Raw genomic sequence first — 18733 nt, 5'->3', positions numbered from 1 at the left:
GGTTTTTCATGCATTTTCCACGAAGTAGTGGTCTTTTACTTCATCCAACGGCTTTGCCGAGTCCATGGGGTGTTGGTGATCTTGGGCCAACCGCCTATCAGTTTGTTGATTTCCTTGCCGCCGCCGGGCAGAGTCTCTGGCAGATTCTGCCCCTCGGTCCGACCGGCTATGGTGACTCGCCGTATCAGTGCTTTTCGGCCTTTGCAGGCAATCCCGTCTTGATTAGCCTCGATCAATTGATCCAGCGCGGGTTGCTCAGCTATGACGAGGTAGTTGAGGCTTCACGTCGCTATGATTTGAATGCTGACCAGGTTCATTATGGTGAGGTGCTGGCCTTCAAGTTGCCCCTGCTACGCCATTGTTACGAGCGCCTCCATGAGGGCGGGGCACCAGACATGGCAGCGGCTTTTACGCAGTTTTGTCGTGACCAGCGCGCTTGGCTTGATGACTACGCCCTCTTTATGACCCTGAAAGAGGCTCACGACGGTCGTTCATGGCACGAGTGGGAACCCGAGTTGCGTACGCGTGATCCCAAAGCGCTGGCCGAGGCGCGGACCCAGTATGCCGAGGCGTTCACGCTGCAACAGTTTTTCCAGTTCCTCTTTTTCCAGCAGTGGCTGCCCCTTAAGGCCTATGCCAACGAGCATCAGATCCGTATTATTGGCGATGCCCCGATCTTCGTGGCCTATGATAGCGCTGATGTCTGGGCCAATCCCGAGCTCTTTTTCCTCGATGCCGAAGGCAAGCCAACCGTGGTTGCTGGCGTTCCGCCCGATTACTTCAGCGCAACGGGGCAGCTCTGGGGCAACCCGCTCTATCATTGGCAACGCATGGCCGAGGATGGTTATGCCTGGTGGATCAAGCGCTTGCGGGCGGCTTTTACCCAGATGGATATCCTGCGCCTCGACCATTTCCGTGGCTTTGCCGCTTACTGGGAAGTACCGGCTGGCGAAGAGACCGCGATCAAGGGGCGCTGGGTAAAAGGGCCAGGGGCCGCTCTCTTCAAACGCCTTGAAGAGGAGTTCGGTGCATTGCCGATTATCGCCGAAGATCTTGGTCTCATTACACCTGATGTGATTGAGTTGCGTGATCAGTTTGATCTACCCGGAATGAAGGTGCTGCAGTTTGCCTTCGGCGGCGGTTCGTCAAATGTGTATCTGCCCCATCATCATGTGCCAAACTGCGTGATCTATAGCGGCACCCATGATAACAATACCACGGTTGGATGGTTTGAAGATTTGACCGAAGAAGAGCGCGAAGTTATTCGTGGCTATCTTGGCCGTAGTGGCAACGATATCGCCTGGGATTTCTTGCGCCTGGCGATGATGTCGGTCGCTGATATGGCGGTCGTGCCCTTGCAAGATGTGCTTCGCCTCGATGCCAGGGCGCGGATCAATACACCTGGACGCCTTGGGGGCAACTGGGGCTGGCGTTTCCGTGACGGTGTGCTCAACGCTGGCCTGGCCCACGGCCTCCATTTCTTTACCGAGATGTATGGACGTCTGCCGCCGCAACTCGAAGCCGACGAACCAGCCGACGATACCGCGACAGAAGATGAACTGATCTACGATCCCGTCGATCTTGCTGCCACAGCTTAACGCCAATACTTTGCAAATAAGCTCACGCAAAGGCGCGAAGGGTTCGCTCACCTACGCGAAAACCTTTGCGCCTTTGCGTCTTTGCGTCAAACCAACCGCCTTATTTGCAAAGTATTGCGCTTAAAGCCGGCCCGACGGTTCGGTGCGGGGCGATGCCCCGCACCGAACCTAATAAATACGTCCCTCTTCGACCCGCAGGCGGGTGATCTTGGCCAGAAATTCAGGCCGAAAGTCGGCGAGATCAGTCGCCGTGAGCAGCGTTTGTTGCCCAGGCACACTAACAGCTTCCAGCAGATGCGCCCGATGCTGGGCATCGAGTTCGCTCAGCATATCGTCGAGCAACAGCACTGGCGCATCACCGGCGCGCTGACGCATCAGCGCAGCCTCCCCAAGTTTGAGCGTCAGCGCCACACTGCGTTGCTGCCCACGCGAACCATAGCGCCCCAGGTTGACCGGCCCTACTGTAAAACTCAGATCATCACGATGCGGCCCCAGCAACGTCTGGCCGCGCGCCAGTTCATCACGACGATTGTTGCGCAATTCCTGCAGCAACCGATGGGCAAGGCTGCCCGCATCACGCGCCTCGTGCAACCGCAAACTCGGCAGATAGTCAATGCTCAGCGGGATTGTACCACCACTGATCGCCTGAAAGAGCGGGCCAACGAGCGCGTTCAGTTCACCGACAGCCCGCAGGCGTTCAGCCAGCAAATAGCCCGCCGCCGCTGTCATCTCTTGATCCCAATAGCCAAGTTCATCGTCAACCGCCCTTGGTGAACGGCGTCGCTCACGCCAGGCCCGCAAAAGGCTATTCCGTTGCTGCACGATCTTCTGATAATGCGCGAGCGTCCGCACATAATGAGGGTCAAGCTGTGAAAGCGTAATATCAAGGTAGCGTCGTCGCTCAGCAGGAGGGCCATCAACTAGCACAAGATCGGCGGGCGTAAAAAGAACCACGCGCAACTGACCAACGAGGTCAAGCGCACGCGCCGGGCGGCGATCAATGCGGACGAGCTTGCTCGCCGTATTCGTCAACTGACCCTCTTCATCGGTACGCCGCTGCACAATCACTTCAAGCCGCATACGCCCGGTCAGCCGGTGGATCTCAGCAAGCACCCGCGCAAACGGTGGCACGCCCGCCTCAGCTTCGGCCTCCCAACGCACAAGTTCGCGGTCAGCGCCAACCCTGGGCGACCGCGTCGTCGCAAGATAAAAAAGGGCCTCGAGCACACTGGTTTTGCCAGCGGCATTCGGCCCATAGAGCAACGTAATCTCAGGAGATAACGGGAGATCGAGGTGTTGGTAATTGCGGAAATCGCGCAGGCTCAGCCGGGTAACTTCCATGCTTCATCAGCCACGCAACTCGGTAAGCGTCACCGAGCGCAACGCCTTGAGATCACCACACCCCGCACAGAACATCGCCACCCGCAATTCACGCATGAACGAGGTGAGACCCTCCACGACAGCCTCGGCACCGCGTTCATCAACGGCCTGAACCAGCGCAGGCCGAGCCGTCCCAGCGAGGTCAGCGCCCAGTGCAAGCGCCTTGGCGACATCAACCCCACTCCGGATGCCCCCTGAAGCAATCAGACCAACCTCGGGCAGCGCAGCACGCACCTGGCGAATACATTCGGTCGTGGCAAGCCCCCAATCGGCAAACGCCCCGGCCACCCGGCGGCCCTGCTCAGTTGGCTGACGAAACCGTTCGACTTCACTCCAACTCGTACCACCGGCACCAGCCACATCAATCACCTGGACACCACACTCAGCGAGGCGGCGCGCATCGTGGGCCCCGATGCCATTCCCAACCTCTTTGACCACAACTGGCACCTCAAGCGCACGACAAACCTGCTCGATCTTGCCCAGTAACCCGGCAAAATTGGTGTCACCCTCAGGTTGCACTGCCTCTTGCAACGGATTGAGATGCAGAATAAGCGCATCAGCCTCAATCATATCAACGGCTCGCTGGCAATGGTCAATCCCAAAGCCATAATTCAACTGCACGGCACCCAGGTTCGCCAGTAGGGGAATCCGCGGGGCAACCCGGCGCACCTGATAGGTCGAGGCAAGGCGTGCATCAAGCACAGCCGCCCGTTGCGAACCAACACCCATCGGCAACCCGAGATGCTCGGCAGCCTCGGCAAGCGCCAGATTGAGCCGTTCAGCCACATTCGCCCCGCCCGTCATCGAACTGATCAGCAAAGGCGCTTGAATCGTTTTGCCAAGAAACGTTGTCCGTGTATCAATCTGGGCCAGATCGAGCTCAGGCAGAGCTGCATGAGGCAAGCGATACGCCGCAAACCCGGTCGCAATACCTTTGGCGGCAACATCTTCGCCAAGCACAATCCTGATATGGTCAACCTTCCGCCCTTCGGTCTGGCCTGAATCAGGCATCACCCACTCCTTATTGCTACGAACAAGGCATGTAATATGCTCTCTGCGGATCATACCAGCAAAGAGAAGGAGCGTCAAACCCCCTGCCTCCGGCAGGGGGTTTGGAGGCAACAGCCCCTAGGATGCCTTATGGCCTTATGGCTTCCCTGGAAAGCCAGCTACGCTGGCTTTTCTCAGGTCTCGAGCGTAGCCCAGATCATTGCGCACGCATTTGCCCCATAGAGCAACCTACGCTACACTGAATTGAACCCATGCTCACACAAACAAAGGCCCAGCCATGATTCTCGAAATCCTGCGGATCGAGCAGATGCGCACCGAACGCGACCGTCGGGTGATCCTCAGCCTCGTTGCCGAGCAACCAGGCATCCATCACCCTATCGCAAATCTTGCCGACCGTACGCTTCGCTTTGAGCGCGACCAACAGGCCAGCCTGGCCCGCATTCTTGATGCGCTCAACCAGGCAGGGTATGCTCCTGCGGTTCTGGCTTGAAGCAGCAACCCACTCAGTCAGCCGCGACCGGCCAGTGAAACCAGGCGACAAAGTGGTTGTGCGCAAGCACAATGCCAAAATGTCCTTCGGCCAGACCCTGAGCAACATCCTTCAGCCCATAGGCATTGCAGATAAAATCGGCACAGATCCGTAACCCCAGGCCACTCCCATCAGTCGTAAAGCCCCCATAAAAGAGCGTGCCAACCCCCTCAGGGAACCGTTCTTCGAGGATGCGCTGCTGCGGTACGGTCAGCGGATTGGTCACCACAAAACGCAGGTCTGCCGGTTCCGCTCCGAGGGGCAGGATGGTCAACGTGATCGCCTGGGTCGCACTGTGCCTGACCGCATTGTTAATAAGATTGTAAATCACCCGATCAAGCGCCGAGAATTCCAAACAACGCTCGGCAATGGCACCAGTATAGTGCGCCTCAACCGTGATCACGGCTTCGTGCCCCCCATAATACTGGCTACTCGCTTGCCACTTCTCAACCAGTAGTTCAACCGCATGCACGGATCCGTTCTGATCCCGGGCCAACCCGACAGGATCAATCGCGGGCAGGGCATTGCGCATCATTTTGAGTTGATCGCGTGCCAGAAAAAACATGCGGTGCAGGTTGGCAAGCCCTTCCATCTCAAGGGTGAGCAGTTGCAAATGCATCGCCAGCGCCTGGAACGCCCCGCCTCGCAGGTCGTGAATCACCTGATAAACCCGTTGCGAGGTCGTTTCAACCGGTAACGTGTCACCCAAGGCCCGAATGTCATACACGAGGGCCGCCCAATCGCCCTGATGATAGAGCGTGCGCAGGTGGGGCAAAGCCACGACCGAGTTATGGCGATGGACGCGCAACAGTTCAAAGATATCGGTTAAGGCCTGATAGAGACGCCCTAGCAACCGCTGATCGGCAGGGGGAAACGCCGCCAGTTCGACACTCATATCGCTGCCATCGTACCGCAAGGTTCGATACGATGGCAGGTGCAGCGGGGCAAGCGCATAGTACTGTTCGACAAACGCACTCATCGTCGCTGTTAGCTCCCCAGACAGATCATGAGCACCTGGCGAAAGCGTTCAAGCGCTTCGTCAGCCTCGGCATGGGTCAACACGAGTGGCGGGCAGAAACGGATGGTTGAGGCTCCACAGGTTAATACCAGCAGGTTGTTGAGAAAGGCTTCCTGCATAATCGCCTCGGCCAGATCGTGGTCAGGCGCCCCAGAGGTGGGTTCGATAAACTCAACCCCGATCATCAAGCCACGGCCCCGCACGACTCCGATCTGTGGAAATTCAGCCTGCAAGGCTTGAAGCCCAGCCAGCAGATGCGCGCCAACCGTCGCCGCATTAGCCATCAACTCCTCTTCGACCAGGCTCAGCACGTCGTGCATCACGGCACAGGTCAGACCGTTGCCGCCATAGGTATTGCCATGCGCCCCGGGAAGCCAGCGCTGCGCCAGGTCTTCGCGGGCGATCATGGCCCCGATCGGCAAGCCACCACCAAGCCCTTTGGCCGACGCGACGATATCAGGCACAATGCCTTCATGCTCAAACGCCCACATCTTGCCCGTGCGCCCAATCCCACTCTGGACTTCATCACAGATCAAGAGAATACCATGACGATCACAGAGCTCACGCAGTTTGACCAACGACCCTTCTGGTGGCACCAGATAGCCTCCTTCGCCCTGGATCGGCTCAACGACAATCGCGGCCACCTCCGAAGGGGGCGTTGTTGTCCGAAAGAGTGTCTTTTCAATGAGATCGAGGCAGGCAATGCCACACGCAGGATGCGTGAGATTGATCGGGCAACGGTAACAGTTGGGATAATACGTGTGAAAGGTGCCCGGCAAGAGCGGAAAGAATCCCTCACGTTGACGGGGCTTCGAGGCCGTCACCGAGAGGCTTCCATATGAACGACCATGAAAAGCACCATAAAAACCAATAATATTTTGACGACCCGTGGCATATCGCGCCAACTTGATGCTTGCCTCAATCGCCTCGGTACCGCTATTGGTATAAAAAACTTGCCAGCCTGCGCCTCCTGGCATCAATGACACAAGTTTTTCGGCAGCCTTGATCATCGGCTCATTGTAAAAATCCGTCCCCGCCATATGTGTAAAGCGCGTCACCTGCTCCTGAACTGTCTTGACTAACCGTGGGTGGCAATGCCCTGCGGCAAGCACCGCAATGCCCGACGTCATATCGAGGTAACGATGCCCATCAACATCCCAGACCTCGCACCCCAACGCATGATCAATGACCAGCGGATAAACACGACCCATCGGGGCCATAACCCGCTGATCACGCTCAACAAAATGACGCGCCTTTGGCCCCGGTAGCTCGGCAGGTCGCTCACTCAAATCAACTGTTTGTGACGTACTCATCTTTTCACTCCTTTATCGCTGCAAGCATACCATATGACCATCGGCGCATAGCGCTCTTCCGCACACCAGGCCACTTAATCGCCCCACCCAAGATCGTGTGGTTTGGCCCGCGCAGGGGCGGGTTTTCCTTCACCCTCGCCTTCTTCACCCGTGTTGCCCTCACCTGCAAGCTCTTCATCAAGCATCTGCTCAACCATCTCGTCCCAATCTTCGCCAGCCTCCTCACCCAATTCTTTGCCGAGACGTTTGGCCCAGCGTGCAATCGAGCGCGGATCGCTCTCGTCGAGTCCAGCGAGGGTCGAAGGGTCGGCCAGGGCTTCCATCCGTGCCTCTTCTGATTTCAAGGTAGCAAACCGCGAAACCGCGCGCTGTACCTCGCTATTGCCGCAACGGGGGCAATTCAGGCCTTCGGGATCTTGAAAACCTCGTACCAGCTTCTGAAAGGTACCGTTGCACGTTGGACAGAGATATTCGTAAATTGGCATAGGTAGCCGTATCTCCCTTTCTGAAGTTTAACGTAAGATGGCTTCAACAAGCGCAGGAGGCGCAACCGGCTGGTCACTGAAGCGGTAGGCAGCCAACAAAGCGGGCGCAACCCGAGCAGCAGCGGACTCGTCGGCCGCATGGATCGTCAGTAAGGAGCCTCCGGCCTCAACCAGATCCCCCACACGGGCCTGGATCATCAACCCGACCGCCGGATCAATCAGATCCTCTTTCCGTGCGCGACCGCCCCCAAGGGCATTCACCGCCAACCCGAGCGCCATACCATCAATTGCGGCAATATAACCTGTACCTGACGCAACGAGCGGCTGCTGCACCGGGGCCACCGGTAACAAATCCGGTTGCTCTATCACGCGCACGTCGCCACCCTGATGGCTGACCATCGCATGAAACTTCGCCCAGGCTGAACCGTTGGTTAACGTCGCTTGCAGCATGGCCCGCGCCTCATCAGGCTCATGCGTCAACCCTGCCAACAACACAAGTTCGTTTCCCAGCACCAGGCAAAGCTCAACAAGATCAGACGGCCCACCTCCGCGCAACACAGCAAGCGCTTCACGTACCTCCAACGCATTGCCAACTGCTTGGCCAAGCGGTTGTTGCATCGAACTGAGCACTGCGGCAACCCGACGACCCGCAAGTTGCCCAATTTTGACCATGATCTGCGCCAGGTGCCGGGCCTCGCCGAGGGTACGCATAAACGCACCGCTCCCGTATTTTACATCAAGCACGATGCAATCTGCGCCAGCAGCCAGTTTCTTGCTCATCACACTCGCGGCGATCAAGGGCATCGACTCAACGGTTGCCGTCACATCGCGTAAGGCATAGAGCCGTTTATCGGCAGGAGCCAGGTCGCCACTTTGGGCGACGACCGCCAGGCCAACCTCGCGTACCAGGCGGCGAAAGGTAGCACCATCAAGGGTTGCCTGAAAACCGGGAATGCTTTCGAGCTTGTCAATCGTGCCACCACTAAACCCAAGTCCACGTCCACTCATCTTGGCAACAGGTAAGCCGAGGGCCGCCACCATTGGCCCAAGTACCAGGGTCGTCTTGTCGCCAATACCGCCGGTCGAATGCTTGTCCACCGTGATTGGGGCCAGATCGTGGAGATCGAGCATATCGCCACTCTGCGCCATTGCCAGCGTAAGATCGGCTGTCTCGCGATCATCCATGCCCCGCAGCAATACAGCCATCGCCCATGCGCTCATCTGGTAATCAGGGATGGTTCCATCACTGTAGCCAGCGATCAGCCAGTCGATCTCTTCACGGGTCAGGGCCAGGCCATCGCGCTTCCTGGCAATCAGATCAACCATGCGCATAACGTAGATCCTTGATCGTCCGTGGCAACTCGGGCAACAGATCGCCAGCCAACGTGCCCATCTCACCCAATTCGTCGCGCACCCGTGCGCCAGCGGCCCCGTGCAGATAGACACCCAGCGCAGCGGCATCATACAGACCCAACCCCTGCGCGAGCAGGCCACCAATCACCCCCGCCAACACATCGCCCGTGCCCGCCGTTGCGAGAGCCGGGTTGGCCCCGTCATGCACAAGTACCCGTCCATCCGGGGCTGCAATCAGCGTGGTTGCCCCCTTGAGCACCACGACCTGCCCCCAATGCTCGGCAGCCTCACGCACGATAACCAACCGATCTTCGGGCAAGCTCTCTATCTTCAACAAACGACGCAATTCTCCGGGGTGCGGGGTAAAAACAAAACGCTCTTTCGGCAACCGCTCACTCCAGTCGTCAATCGTCGCCAGCAGATTAAGACCATCGGCATCAAGCACTGTCAGAGGTAAGGACGGGGAAGGAACTGCGGTCGAAGGCTGTTCTTCCGCACTACTGGCGAGAAAACCAACACGTGGTTTTGTTTTTGGTGTATCCAGGCCAAAGGCCCGTTCCACAAAAGCCCGGGTCGAGTCAGCCTGACCAAGTCCAGGGCCAAGTACCAGAGCCTTATAGCCAGTTACCTCTTTGCCAAACTCTTCGAGCGCAGCAGGGCCCAACGCCCCCCAATCACCCTCAGCCAGCGGCAACACCGTCACCTCAGGGAGCCGCGCCGCCATTCCCAGCACCGTACGAGCACCGGCAAGGGTCACCAACCCTGCCCCCGCACGCGCCGCTCCAGCACAGGCGAGAAAAGCCGCCCCAGGATACCGAAGTGAACCAGCCACCACCATCACATTGCCAAAGGTTCCCTTGTGTGCGTCGAGTGGGCGTTCCGGTAACAACGATCGAGCATAGGCTGCGGTCAGCAGATCGCTCATAAGCGCCTCCAAATCATGCGTAGGAATTTCAAGCTCGGCCAGGGCAAGGTGCCCTCGATACATTCGTCCGGGATAAGCAAAAAGCCCTGGTTTGGGCAAGCCGGTCGCCACCGTGAGATCGGCATAGAGTGCCGTTCCGAGGATAGCACCACTCTCCGCTTGCACGCCCGTGGGAAGATCAACCGCAACAACCAGTGGATGCGGGCCAGCCGTCACACTGGCCTGACGGCGTACGGCATTGACTCGCGTAACAATCGCTGCCAGACTCGGATCGAGGTGCCGCGAAGCACCCATGCCAAGCAGCGCATCAACCACCATCTCGGTACCATCCAGGGCGACCGTGAGCCAATGCAACTCAGGATCGTGCGCAGCCTCGTGCTCAATGAGCCCCCTTTGACGGCACTGCTGCCAGTTGGCATCATCCTCAACTCGCTGGCGCCGCCAGAGATAGAGCGCGACGACAGCACCTGCATCGTGCAAATGACGGGCGACCACCAAGCCATCGCCACCATTATTGCCAGGACCAACCAGCACCAGTACCCGGCGGCCAGCGGGGTCGCCAAGGTAACGCAAGGCTTCACGGGCCACCCCAAGGCCGGCATGCTCCATCAAGCCTTGCCACGTACCGCCGGCCTCAACCGCAGCCTGTTCCAGCCGCCGCATTTCTGCTGTAGCAACAATTTTCACGGCAAGCCTGCCAATCCAACCACACTCGCCATCGCATACTCCCGCGTATGTGTCAGGCTCAGTGACAACTCGGCCAGACCAAGAGCCGCCGCAGCCTCTGCGGCCGCGCCATGCAACACGAGCTGGGGCCGACCATCATCAGCCCGTCGAACCTCGATCTCGTGCAGATGCAACAGCGGCACCGTCGCCTCGGCAGCCCCGAGGCCGCTAAAGCCACGCCCAAGCGCTTTCACCGTAGCTTCTTTGGCCGCCCAGCGAGCCGCCAGCGAATCAAAGCGTGGCGCTCGCGTCGCGAGGCCACAGTCTTCGAGTTCGCCTGGGGTAAAGACCCGCTGCGTGAAACGCTCGCCCCACTGTTCAACCGCTTCACGTACACGCCCGACTTCTACGAGATCAATGCCATGATAAATCATGAACTATTGCTCACCAACAAGTGAAACCTCGGTAACTCGTGAATCATAGTCATGGCCCTGCGCAAAGATCTGGATGCTCCGCAAATAACGAAAATCGGGCAGTTTATCTTGCTCACGCAGATCAAAACTGATCAAAGCCCACTCGGCTAATGGCACAGGATAATACGTCACCCCTGGCTCACGCACCATCGGCGCAACCGCATCTTCATCAACAAAGACACAATAGTCACGCTGCTCTTCGGGATCAGCCGGGGTCGTCCGCTTCGCGATGAGCCGCACCATCACCGGGCATTCGACGCCGCGATCACCCGTGTCGGGCAAGGATTGATAGAGCACCCGCACCCAGAGCGATAGGCGCAAACTGGGAAACTCCGAGATGTCCACACCCAGCCCCTGCGTCCCCAGTTCCTGCTTGATGCCGGTGGTGAAACTACTTGTCTGCCCACCCGCACGATAAAACCATGCGGCAACCCGTCGCTCGTTGGGGGCACAAAAGTTATTGACAATCGGGGGCCGACAGGTCTGCGCAAGCCGAAAGAAGCCCTGGTTCTCACGCGGCAGATCTGGCCCTGAATAGACGTGCCAGTACTCGGAACGTGGTCGTGTTGGATCAGTCACCGTGGTATTATTGTATTCCACCTCGGTAAACTGGCTAAAACCACCGTCCCGTACCAGATCCCAGCGTGCCGGAACCACAAGCCCCGGGTAACCAGCCGCATCGATCGTCACTCGTTCACGAGTACCGAGGCTTACCGCTTCGCCATCCACCCCGATCACCATGGCCGAACCACTGCGCACCGCAACGTCAACTTCCTGCGCAAGACCGGGATCAACCCGCAACACCGAGCGTGCCGGGGGCCGCAACTCGACACTGTAACTGCCCCCCGGCGTCAACTCGATCACCGCATCGCCAACATGAACCTGGAACTGGACATGGTCATACGGCTGAGCTTCGGCCAGATCGTAGCGGATGTAGCCACTATTCTGCCGCATCACCACGCGAAAATGATCCTGGCTCCACCGACTAAACTCCATCGTCTCAAGGGTCAGTTCAGTTCCCGTCCACAGATCAAACTGGCTCGCATCAAAAAGCTTGATCGTCGCTACCTGACCATAACCGGCCGTCGCCGTCGTACGCACACTGTCGCCCTCAGCCAACATCAACCCATCAGGCGCACCCTGATAGATCGTACGCTGCGCCGGGCGCCAACTCAACGACTCAGCCGGACCACGCACAATCAGCGTCGCTTCACCGGTGAGCGTTGCCTCTTGATACACATTCCGTATGGTCAACCCTGCCCATGTCAGCAATCCGACAAAAAGGGCAAAAAAGAAGAGCAGGCTTGCCCAGGCAATGCTCAGCGTCCGCTGTTGAGCAGCCTGGCGTAAGGCAAGACCTGAATCAGCTGTTTGCATAATGTTTATCTACTCTATGCACTGCAACGCAAGGGCAGCGGCACCAAGCAACCCGACTTGATCGCCTAAGGAAGCCGCAAGAATGGGCACCTCACGATAGAGTGGAACCCGTACATTGGCATACGCCACTTCCCGAGCGGTCTCCAGCAAGGCTGGATTGTGCAGAATGACGCTTCCCCCTACCAAAAGAATTTCAGGACTGAAGAGATGCAGCATCGAGGCAAAACCCATGCCCAGCAGATGAGCTTCACGCTGCATTAACTGCCGGGCCAACTGATCGCCTTGCTGCGCCGCCAGAGAGACCTCGGCGGCCGTGACCGTCGCCGGTGTCGCCAGTTTGTGCAGGGCACTATCGGGATAGTGGGGCATCTGCAGGGCCGCCTCACGGCCAAGGGCTGTCCCCGAAGCGAGATCTTCCCAGATCGCCCCGGTCGCCTGATCCACAATCAAAAAACCTGGTTCCCCAGCAGCCCCTAGGCGCCCAAGCAACAATTGACCATCAACGATAATGCCGCCACCTATCCCTGTACTCACCGTCAGATAAACCAGGTGGCGTAGCCCTCGGCCACGTCCAAACCGCCACTCGCCCAGGGCAGCCACATTGGCATCATTGCCAAGGGTGACAGACAAGCCCGTCGCTGCGGCAACCCGATCACGCAACGGGAAGGCATCCCACCCCGGCATGTTCGGCGGCGAATAGATCATCCCGGTGACAGGATCAAGCGGGCCCGGTGCACCAATGCCCAGACCCAACAACCGATCATTGGGCAGAACCACGGCCCGCACCAGTTCAATCAGCTTCAGGACACGCCCCAGAACTGCCTCGGCACCTTCATGCACCAGCGTCGCGGTACGCTCAGACGCAACAATCTCACCCGTGAGCGTCACAAGCGCAGCACGGAGTTGGGTTCCCCCAATATCAACTGCAATTACGTAGTCCATACCTTCGATTATAGCACGCTGATTGACTCTCTGTGGAGAAAACACTTGACAGCACAAGTGTTTGCTTGCTATAATACATCCTACATACGTTCTATCGTGTTAAGGTCGACGATTGAACAATGCATCCATACTGCCGTTGGCCCCCTGTCTGGGCTGCGGTCTGAAGAAAGGACAGGGCATATGCGGTCTTCAAATGGGCTTTCCGTACGCCAGGAGAAAATCCTGAACTACATCAAGGACTTTGTCAGAAAGAACAACTATCCGCCGGCAATTCGTGACATTCAGAATGACCTCGGGATCAGTTCAACGTCAGTTGTCGCCTACAATCTGCGCATCCTGGAAGAGAAAGGCAAAATTTCCCGCGATGGCAAAATTTCCCGCGGCATCAGCATTCCAGGCATGGTTCTTAATCAGACTGCACTAACGTCACACAGCTTTACGGTACCAATGCTCGGGATGATTACCGCCGGTTCACCCTTGCCCGACCCTGAAGCGATCAATGTCGAAGATGCTGAACAAATCGAGGTTCCCGCTGAACTGGGTTCAGCCGACAAATTGCGTGATGTCTATGCCCTCAAGGTACGTGGGTATTCAATGGTTGATGCGCTGATCGGCGACGGCGATATCGTGCTCTTGCGCTATCAAGAGACCGCCGATAATGGGCAGACCGTCGTCGCTCGCCTTGTCGACGAAAATGCGGTCACCCTCAAGAAGTTCTACCACGAGGGTGAACGTATCCGCTTGCAACCAGCCAATGTGACGATGGAGCCGATCTTTACGACGCCTGATAATCTGCATATTCAGGGGCGCGTGGTCGGTGTGATCCGTAGCGTCGAATAGACCACAGCGGCTTGAGAGAGGAAGGAAGGCCAGTTTAGCTGGCCTTCTTTCCTCCCTCAAATCCCTCTTCATCCCGCTGGCCCCATTACCAACGGTGGCGGCACAAGATACCACCATCCATAGGTAAGATACGCAATCACCACAAGCCCTATCAGCAGCAAAGCAAAACCAAGATCAGTCCAGCGCAGTTGCCAGCGGCGATGCGGCAAGACGAGGTGCGCACTCATCCAGCAGAGCAACACCGTCATCAGGCTATAGCCAATCAGGGTCGCCCGATAGATCGGTATGACGACCACGCCAGCCGGGCCGTAAAAGATTACCCCCGAGCTCAAGAGGTGCAAAAAGGGCAAGCCCCCGGTCGAAAAGTCAAAAGCAATAAACGGCATCATCCCTGGATCAAAGCCACCTTCGATCACCCCCGGCTCAATCGTTGTCACCGCAAAGAGCGCACTGAGTGGGTTTAGATAGTAGAGCATTGGGGGCGGTGGTTGCCCCGGTGGGTTACTGAACTGGCCCCACACGGCACCGATGAGCAGCGGAATACCAATCAAGAGCACGACCAGCAGATAGGCAACCGTCGTTGCCCGGGCCGTACGCCGAAAAAGGCTCGAACAAAAGAGCCCGATCGCGCCAAAGGTAACCGTCGTTACCAGCAAAAGCGCCACCGTCTTGACCAACGCCCGCGGTTCCACCCCGCCAAAGACGAGTACAATGCTAAAGACTGGAAGCGAAGCAAAAATGAGCAAAAAGAGGTAACTCAAGGCGGCAAGCAACTTGCCCCAGAGGAGTTGCCCCGGGCGCAGCGGGGTAGCCATGAGCATATCGTAGGTAAGTTGCTCCCGCTCACTGCTGATCGTCGCGCTCGTCAAGGCCGGAGCCAACATAATAATCAAGAGCAATTCCACAAAACTGAGCCCACGGAAGAGCGCTTGTCCAACCTGCGCACTCAGCACTGTCCCCCCAAAACGCGCTTGCTGCAACATCAGTTGATAGATGCCCAACCCGGTCAGCGCCAGCAACACCAGAAATCCCGTCAAGATCAGATACGGACGCATGCCCCGCATCCGGGTGCGCACCTCTTTGACAATGATCGGGTTCAGTTGAACATGCCATGCTCGCATCCGCGCCTCACCTCTTTACCCTCGCCTCGAAGTGCCGACGTATGGTCTTCCAGAAATGAATCCGCTCGACCAGCCCTCACAGGTCTGCGAGACCTGTGAGGGTTCGCCCGTGTCACGCATACCGGATTATGTACTGAAAAACCATCAGTCGGCTGAAATGGAAGCCGACTGATGTCGGCACTCCGATGAACGTAAACGGTACAACACCCTGAAACCATGTCTTTGCGTTAAATCATCAGAACATGGCATGCACCAGCTACTCACCCGCAGTCAGACGTAAAAAGAGTTCTTCCAGATTCTCGGCCTGAGCACGGAATTCACTGATCGCCAGGCCCTGACCAATCAAATAGTGCAGCAGGCGCGTCTGCAACGTCTCATCAGCTTCGTCAAGTTCGATGATCAGGGTTCGTTCCTCGGTTGGCGCAAGCCGCACATTCCGCACATGTGGCAACGTTTCACTTGCCGTGCCGACGAGTCCGCGCAAAACAATTTCGGCCTGTTCAACACTGTGCAGCACGCGGATCCGCAACTGCGCACCACCTTGCAACTGGCGACGAACTTCGTCAACAGGCCCACTGATCACCATTTTGCCACTTTCGATGATGCCAATTTCGGTACAGATTTCGGCCAGTTCGCTGAGAATATGCGAACTCAGCACCACGGTTTTGTCCATTTCACGCAAGGTACGCAACAACTCACGCAGTTCGACGCGTGCCCGCGGATCAAGGCCACTGGCTGGCTCATCAAGCAACAGAACCGGTGGATTATGCACCAGCGCATGCGCCAGGCACAGCCGCTGCTGCATCCCCCGCGAGAGCGTCTGCACATACGCCGTGCGTTTGCTGCTGAGATCAACCAGACTCAACAACTCATCAACCGTACGGCTACGACGATCCGAGGGAATACCATAACAACGGGCAAAAAAATCGAGATACTCCCAGACACGCAGATCATCATAGACGCCAAAAAAATCAGGCATATACCCGACGAGACGCTGACCACTTCCTGGTACTAACCGTTGTCCTGAAAGCCGGATTTCTCCACTCGACGGCTCAAGAAGACCGGCAAGCAAGCGCAAGGTCGTCGTTTTACCCGCCCCATTCGGCCCGATAAAGCCATAAATACTGCCACGCTCGACCCGTAAATTGAGCTGGTCAAGCGCGATCATACGCCCATAACGGCGGCTCAAATTGATCGTCTCAATCGCAGGGTTCACGGCAAGGCTCCTCTGACACTGACTCCAAGGTAAACACAACTAAAAGCGACCTGGGGCAATTCATTGCTCACCTGCACACGTACCATCCCATTGCTGCTTAAAAAGCGCTCAGGTTGGGCCACACCAAAAGAGCGATCACGCATACTCGAACCAACCGGCTGGGCAACCCAATTGCCCGTCACCCAATCATAGAGGGCTACGTTGGTGCCGTCAGGCCAACCCCCATCACTGCTGGTCAACAACGTCAACACCGTTGCACGCAACCCATACAGATCACGCGGCAGCCGCAGCTGCAAGACTTGCGGCTGCGGCATTAGCGCGAGGCCATTGCCCTGGCCGCCATAGCAAAAATTCGTCGCACTCGGCTCAAACTGAACCTGCATCCATTGCTCGCTCAGGTTTACCTCGGTGACACTGACTTCTAAGCGCGGAACTACCGTAATCAAGGCCAGTTCCTGGCGATCCACGCGCAATTGCTCGTCACCAAAACGCACCGCAGCCGTATCAGCCCAGGCCACCAGCAGCGGCTCGCTCTGATGCTGTCCTGGCCCATAACTAAACCGTGCATCAAGAATCCGTACCCGCTGTTGGAGATCGGGGCTAAGTGGTTGACCACCGGGGAGGCCCTGCTGCTCCAATTCCTCCCCATAGATAAGATAGCTAACCGGCACAAACCCCGCGCCAAACATCTGATCCTGTTGCACCACCTGCAAGACGCCGCTCGCTGTCGCACCAGGAGCCAGATCGCCAAGGCGCAAGACCTGATTGCCCTGCATCAGATGCACCTCGCGCAGGATCAGCGGGGTATTATTCGTCACTTCGCCTTCAAGACGCTCACCATGCAACATCACCCGTGACTGCAACCCTTCCAGCGGAATCGACGTATCGGTCATCAAGGCGCGCATCGACCACTGCGCAATCGCCAGATCCCGTACGGCGCTAAAACGATCATCTTGATAGTAGATCCCGCCGCCCGGCACGGCCAGATCCCAGGGACCCTGGATCGAAATCGGGCGCATCAACGGTCGGAAACGCGACGAGACAACTGTCTGGACAGGGAGGGTGTACTGCTCACGCCGGGGCGAAAAAATCCCCAGAAACGAACGGGCGCGCGCAACACCCCCACTCCCTGCGACAGGTTCAATCAGGGTCACTTGATTGAAAAGTACCGCATTGCCCCGCTGCGAGAACCCAACGCCATAGGTCAAGCCTGCAAAGACCAGGGTAAGCAGCGGCACCACGATCCAGCCGAGCGCTTGACGGTCGAGGTGGCGCAGTAGCAGAAAGGTACCCGGCCCAACCAGCAGAATATAAGTCGCAACCAGCACCATCAACAAACCAAGCGGAGGAAACTCGAGGGCAGGCAAGCTGGTCAGACTCGCCGCCATATTGCTCTCGAGAAAACTATCCATGCTCGTCTGTTCCGGTACAAAACCCGGAGGAAGTGGACTTGCCGAGCGCAACAACTCACCCCAGAAGAAGCTCCACCCATCCCAGGCGAGCAAGGTCGGGTGGCCGGGCGGCACGGCAAGGACAGTGAGCAAACCCTGCCCCAGCGTCTGTTCTAGAGCAATGGGATCATCAATGCCTGGCAATGTGAGTGGCAAGCGATAGGACAAGCGACCCGCTTGATCGGCAACCGGCTCAAGCCGCGCAAACGGCACATCCGCAACGGCAACCCCTGAAGCACCCACCAGTGTCACCGCCGACAGCGGCCGCACCTCAACGACGTGCGCTGCACGAAGCGAAGCGGAGAGGCTGGCAAGCAAACCCGGAAGCTGATCGCCTCCACCAATCATCAGACGTCCACCCCGCATCACCCATTCATGCAAAGCCATCTGCTGGTCGTCGCGCAACTCGGTAGCCGTGATCTCATCGAGGAGGAGCGTATGAAACATCGTTAGGCCAAGGGGATGGGAAGGGAGATCGGCAGATATGACCGGCATAACCAGCAGAGGTTGACCATCAGGTAAGTGCTCGGGCAAGCGCAGCGAACGATCACGATCAGAAACAACACCGATCACATGTGCCCGTGCATTCGCTGGCATCAACTGCAGGGGCTGGGTTGCCAGTTCGCGCCCGTCTTCCAGCACGCGCACAAAAAGACGCCGTGACGAAGGAGTCATATATGCATAGAGCGTCACCGCTTTGCGTGCATCACGAGGCAACTCAAGCAATGCTGCATACTGTGCCCCGTCACGCGTACCAACCTGCACTTGCACCGTGCGATCGGCACCACGATTTTCGACCTCAACAACCACAGGGAACCACGTCGCCGTGCGAAAGACATCGCCAAACAACGGCCTGGCGTGCAACGACAACATCTCGGCTTGAGCAGCACCAAGCGCTGGCATCGGTGCAATGAGCACCACCAATGCGAGCAGCACAGGCAACCAGTGCAGTGAGCGCGACTTCATAGATGCGTGCCTTCAGACAAGCAAATCTACCGGTGCCAACGCAACAAGGCGGGAGTGACCTTAGAACCA

At 57.7% G+C, this 18733-nt stretch carries 16 protein-coding genes; 3 read left to right on the top strand and 13 right to left on the bottom strand.

Annotated elements, in window-relative coordinates; all coding sequences use genetic code 11:
* Window positions 1-8 precede the first annotated feature (8 nt).
* Window positions 9-1598, top strand: a complete 1590-nt coding sequence (gene malQ / locus EKD05_RS02385; RefSeq protein WP_129670705.1) for a 4-alpha-glucanotransferase — start codon at window positions 9-11, stop codon at window positions 1596-1598.
* 168 nt (window positions 1599-1766) lie between these two features.
* Here malQ and recF read toward each other — a convergent pair whose 3' ends face one another.
* Both recF and fni read right to left on the bottom strand, forming a co-directional pair.
* Entirely contained in the window at window positions 1767-2939 is a 1173-nt protein-coding gene (recF, locus tag EKD05_RS02380; RefSeq protein WP_129670704.1) for a DNA replication/repair protein RecF, read from the bottom strand.
* Between the two features lie 6 nt (window positions 2940-2945).
* Complete coding sequence (gene fni, locus EKD05_RS02375) at window positions 2946-3989, bottom strand: type 2 isopentenyl-diphosphate Delta-isomerase (protein ID WP_129670703.1); 1044 nt, start codon at window positions 3987-3989, stop codon at window positions 2946-2948.
* Between the two features lie 277 nt (window positions 3990-4266).
* On the opposite strand from fni, the gene EKD05_RS02370 reads away from it, so the two are divergent.
* Window positions 4267-4479, top strand: a complete 213-nt coding sequence (locus EKD05_RS02370) for a hypothetical protein (RefSeq protein WP_129670702.1) — start codon at window positions 4267-4269, stop codon at window positions 4477-4479.
* A 13-nt stretch (window positions 4480-4492) separates the two neighbouring features.
* On the opposite strand, the gene EKD05_RS02365 is transcribed toward EKD05_RS02370, so the two are convergent.
* From EKD05_RS02365 to EKD05_RS02330, 8 genes are all read right to left on the bottom strand, one after another.
* A complete protein-coding gene (locus EKD05_RS02365) occupies window positions 4493-5497 on the bottom strand; it encodes an ATP-binding protein (protein WP_129670701.1) in 1005 nt (334 codons plus the stop codon).
* Window positions 5498-5505: 8 nt separating this feature from the next.
* Window positions 5506-6849: an acetyl ornithine aminotransferase family protein gene (locus tag EKD05_RS02360; RefSeq protein ID WP_129670700.1), complete on the bottom strand. Its 1344-nt coding sequence runs from the start codon at window positions 6847-6849 to the stop codon at window positions 5506-5508.
* 74 nt (window positions 6850-6923) lie between these two features.
* Complete coding sequence (locus tag EKD05_RS02355) at window positions 6924-7334, bottom strand: zinc ribbon domain-containing protein (protein WP_129670699.1); 411 nt, start codon at window positions 7332-7334, stop codon at window positions 6924-6926.
* Between the two features lie 27 nt (window positions 7335-7361).
* Window positions 7362-8666, bottom strand: coding sequence for a pyrimidine-nucleoside phosphorylase (locus tag EKD05_RS02350; RefSeq protein WP_129670698.1), 1305 nt, complete (start codon window positions 8664-8666; stop codon window positions 7362-7364).
* Window positions 8653-10299, bottom strand: a complete 1647-nt coding sequence (locus tag EKD05_RS02345; protein WP_240695589.1) for an NAD(P)H-hydrate epimerase — start codon at window positions 10297-10299, stop codon at window positions 8653-8655. The genes EKD05_RS02350 and EKD05_RS02345 overlap by 14 nt, the downstream gene beginning before the upstream one ends.
* Window positions 10296-10712 carry a holo-ACP synthase gene (gene acpS / locus EKD05_RS02340; protein ID WP_129670697.1) on the bottom strand — a complete coding sequence of 139 codons (417 nt, stop codon included), beginning with the start codon at window positions 10710-10712 and terminating at the stop codon, window positions 10296-10298. The genes EKD05_RS02345 and acpS overlap by 4 nt, the downstream gene beginning before the upstream one ends.
* 3 nt (window positions 10713-10715) lie before the next feature.
* Window positions 10716-12128 (bottom strand): hypothetical protein, encoded by a 1413-nt coding sequence (locus EKD05_RS02335; protein WP_129670696.1) that lies wholly within the window; start codon window positions 12126-12128, stop codon window positions 10716-10718.
* Window positions 12129-12137: 9 nt separating this feature from the next.
* Window positions 12138-13070, bottom strand: a complete 933-nt coding sequence (locus EKD05_RS02330) for an ROK family protein (RefSeq protein ID WP_129670695.1) — start codon at window positions 13068-13070, stop codon at window positions 12138-12140.
* 180 nt (window positions 13071-13250) lie between these two features.
* On the opposite strand from EKD05_RS02330, the gene lexA reads away from it, so the two are divergent.
* On the top strand, window positions 13251-13910 hold the full coding sequence (gene lexA, locus EKD05_RS02325; protein ID WP_129670694.1) for a transcriptional repressor LexA: 660 nt from the start codon (window positions 13251-13253) through the stop codon (window positions 13908-13910).
* A gap of 68 nt (window positions 13911-13978) precedes the next feature.
* On the opposite strand, the gene EKD05_RS02320 is transcribed toward lexA, so the two are convergent.
* The 3 genes from EKD05_RS02320 to EKD05_RS02310 all read right to left on the bottom strand — a co-directional run bounded on the left by EKD05_RS02320 (window position 13979) and on the right by EKD05_RS02310 (window position 18664).
* Window positions 13979-15031, bottom strand: coding sequence for an ABC transporter permease (locus EKD05_RS02320; protein ID WP_129670693.1), 1053 nt, complete (start codon window positions 15029-15031; stop codon window positions 13979-13981).
* 256 nt (window positions 15032-15287) lie between these two features.
* A complete protein-coding gene (locus EKD05_RS02315; RefSeq protein WP_129670692.1) occupies window positions 15288-16247 on the bottom strand; it encodes an ABC transporter ATP-binding protein in 960 nt (319 codons plus the stop codon).
* Window positions 16244-18664: a hypothetical protein gene (locus tag EKD05_RS02310; protein ID WP_129670691.1), complete on the bottom strand. Its 2421-nt coding sequence runs from the start codon at window positions 18662-18664 to the stop codon at window positions 16244-16246. The genes EKD05_RS02315 and EKD05_RS02310 overlap by 4 nt, the downstream gene beginning before the upstream one ends.
* Between the last annotated feature and the right edge of the window lie 69 nt (window positions 18665-18733).

Source organism: Candidatus Chloroploca sp. Khr17 (assembly GCF_004138165.1).
In the GTDB taxonomy this organism is placed as follows: domain Bacteria; phylum Chloroflexota; class Chloroflexia; order Chloroflexales; family Chloroflexaceae; genus Chloroploca.
This window is presented reverse-complemented; position numbering and strand designations above follow the sequence as displayed.

Excerpts from the sequence above, each read along its gene's own strand:
- EKD05_RS02355 (WP_129670699.1), bottom strand. The coding sequence starts at position 7,334 with ATGCCAATTTACGAATATCTCTGTCCAACGTGCAACGGTACCTTTCAG.
- lexA (WP_129670694.1), top strand. The coding sequence starts at position 13,251 with ATGCGGTCTTCAAATGGGCTTTCCGTACGCCAGGAGAAAATCCTGAAC.
- recF (WP_129670704.1), bottom strand. The coding sequence starts at position 2,939 with ATGGAAGTTACCCGGCTGAGCCTGCGCGATTTCCGCAATTACCAACAC.
- fni (WP_129670703.1), bottom strand. The coding sequence starts at position 3,989 with ATGCCTGATTCAGGCCAGACCGAAGGGCGGAAGGTTGACCATATCAGG.
- EKD05_RS02370 (WP_129670702.1), top strand. The coding sequence starts at position 4,267 with ATGATTCTCGAAATCCTGCGGATCGAGCAGATGCGCACCGAACGCGAC.
- EKD05_RS02330 (WP_129670695.1), bottom strand. The coding sequence starts at position 13,070 with ATGGACTACGTAATTGCAGTTGATATTGGGGGAACCCAACTCCGTGCT.
- EKD05_RS02335 (WP_129670696.1), bottom strand. The coding sequence starts at position 12,128 with ATGCAAACAGCTGATTCAGGTCTTGCCTTACGCCAGGCTGCTCAACAG.
- EKD05_RS02320 (WP_129670693.1), bottom strand. The coding sequence starts at position 15,031 with ATGCGAGCATGGCATGTTCAACTGAACCCGATCATTGTCAAAGAGGTG.
- malQ (WP_129670705.1), top strand. The coding sequence starts at position 9 with ATGCATTTTCCACGAAGTAGTGGTCTTTTACTTCATCCAACGGCTTTG.
- EKD05_RS02360 (WP_129670700.1), bottom strand. The coding sequence starts at position 6,849 with ATGAGTACGTCACAAACAGTTGATTTGAGTGAGCGACCTGCCGAGCTA.
- acpS (WP_129670697.1), bottom strand. The coding sequence starts at position 10,712 with ATGATTTATCATGGCATTGATCTCGTAGAAGTCGGGCGTGTACGTGAA.
- EKD05_RS02350 (WP_129670698.1), bottom strand. The coding sequence starts at position 8,666 with ATGCGCATGGTTGATCTGATTGCCAGGAAGCGCGATGGCCTGGCCCTG.
- EKD05_RS02310 (WP_129670691.1), bottom strand. The coding sequence starts at position 18,664 with ATGAAGTCGCGCTCACTGCACTGGTTGCCTGTGCTGCTCGCATTGGTG.
- EKD05_RS02365 (WP_129670701.1), bottom strand. The coding sequence starts at position 5,497 with ATGAGTGCGTTTGTCGAACAGTACTATGCGCTTGCCCCGCTGCACCTG.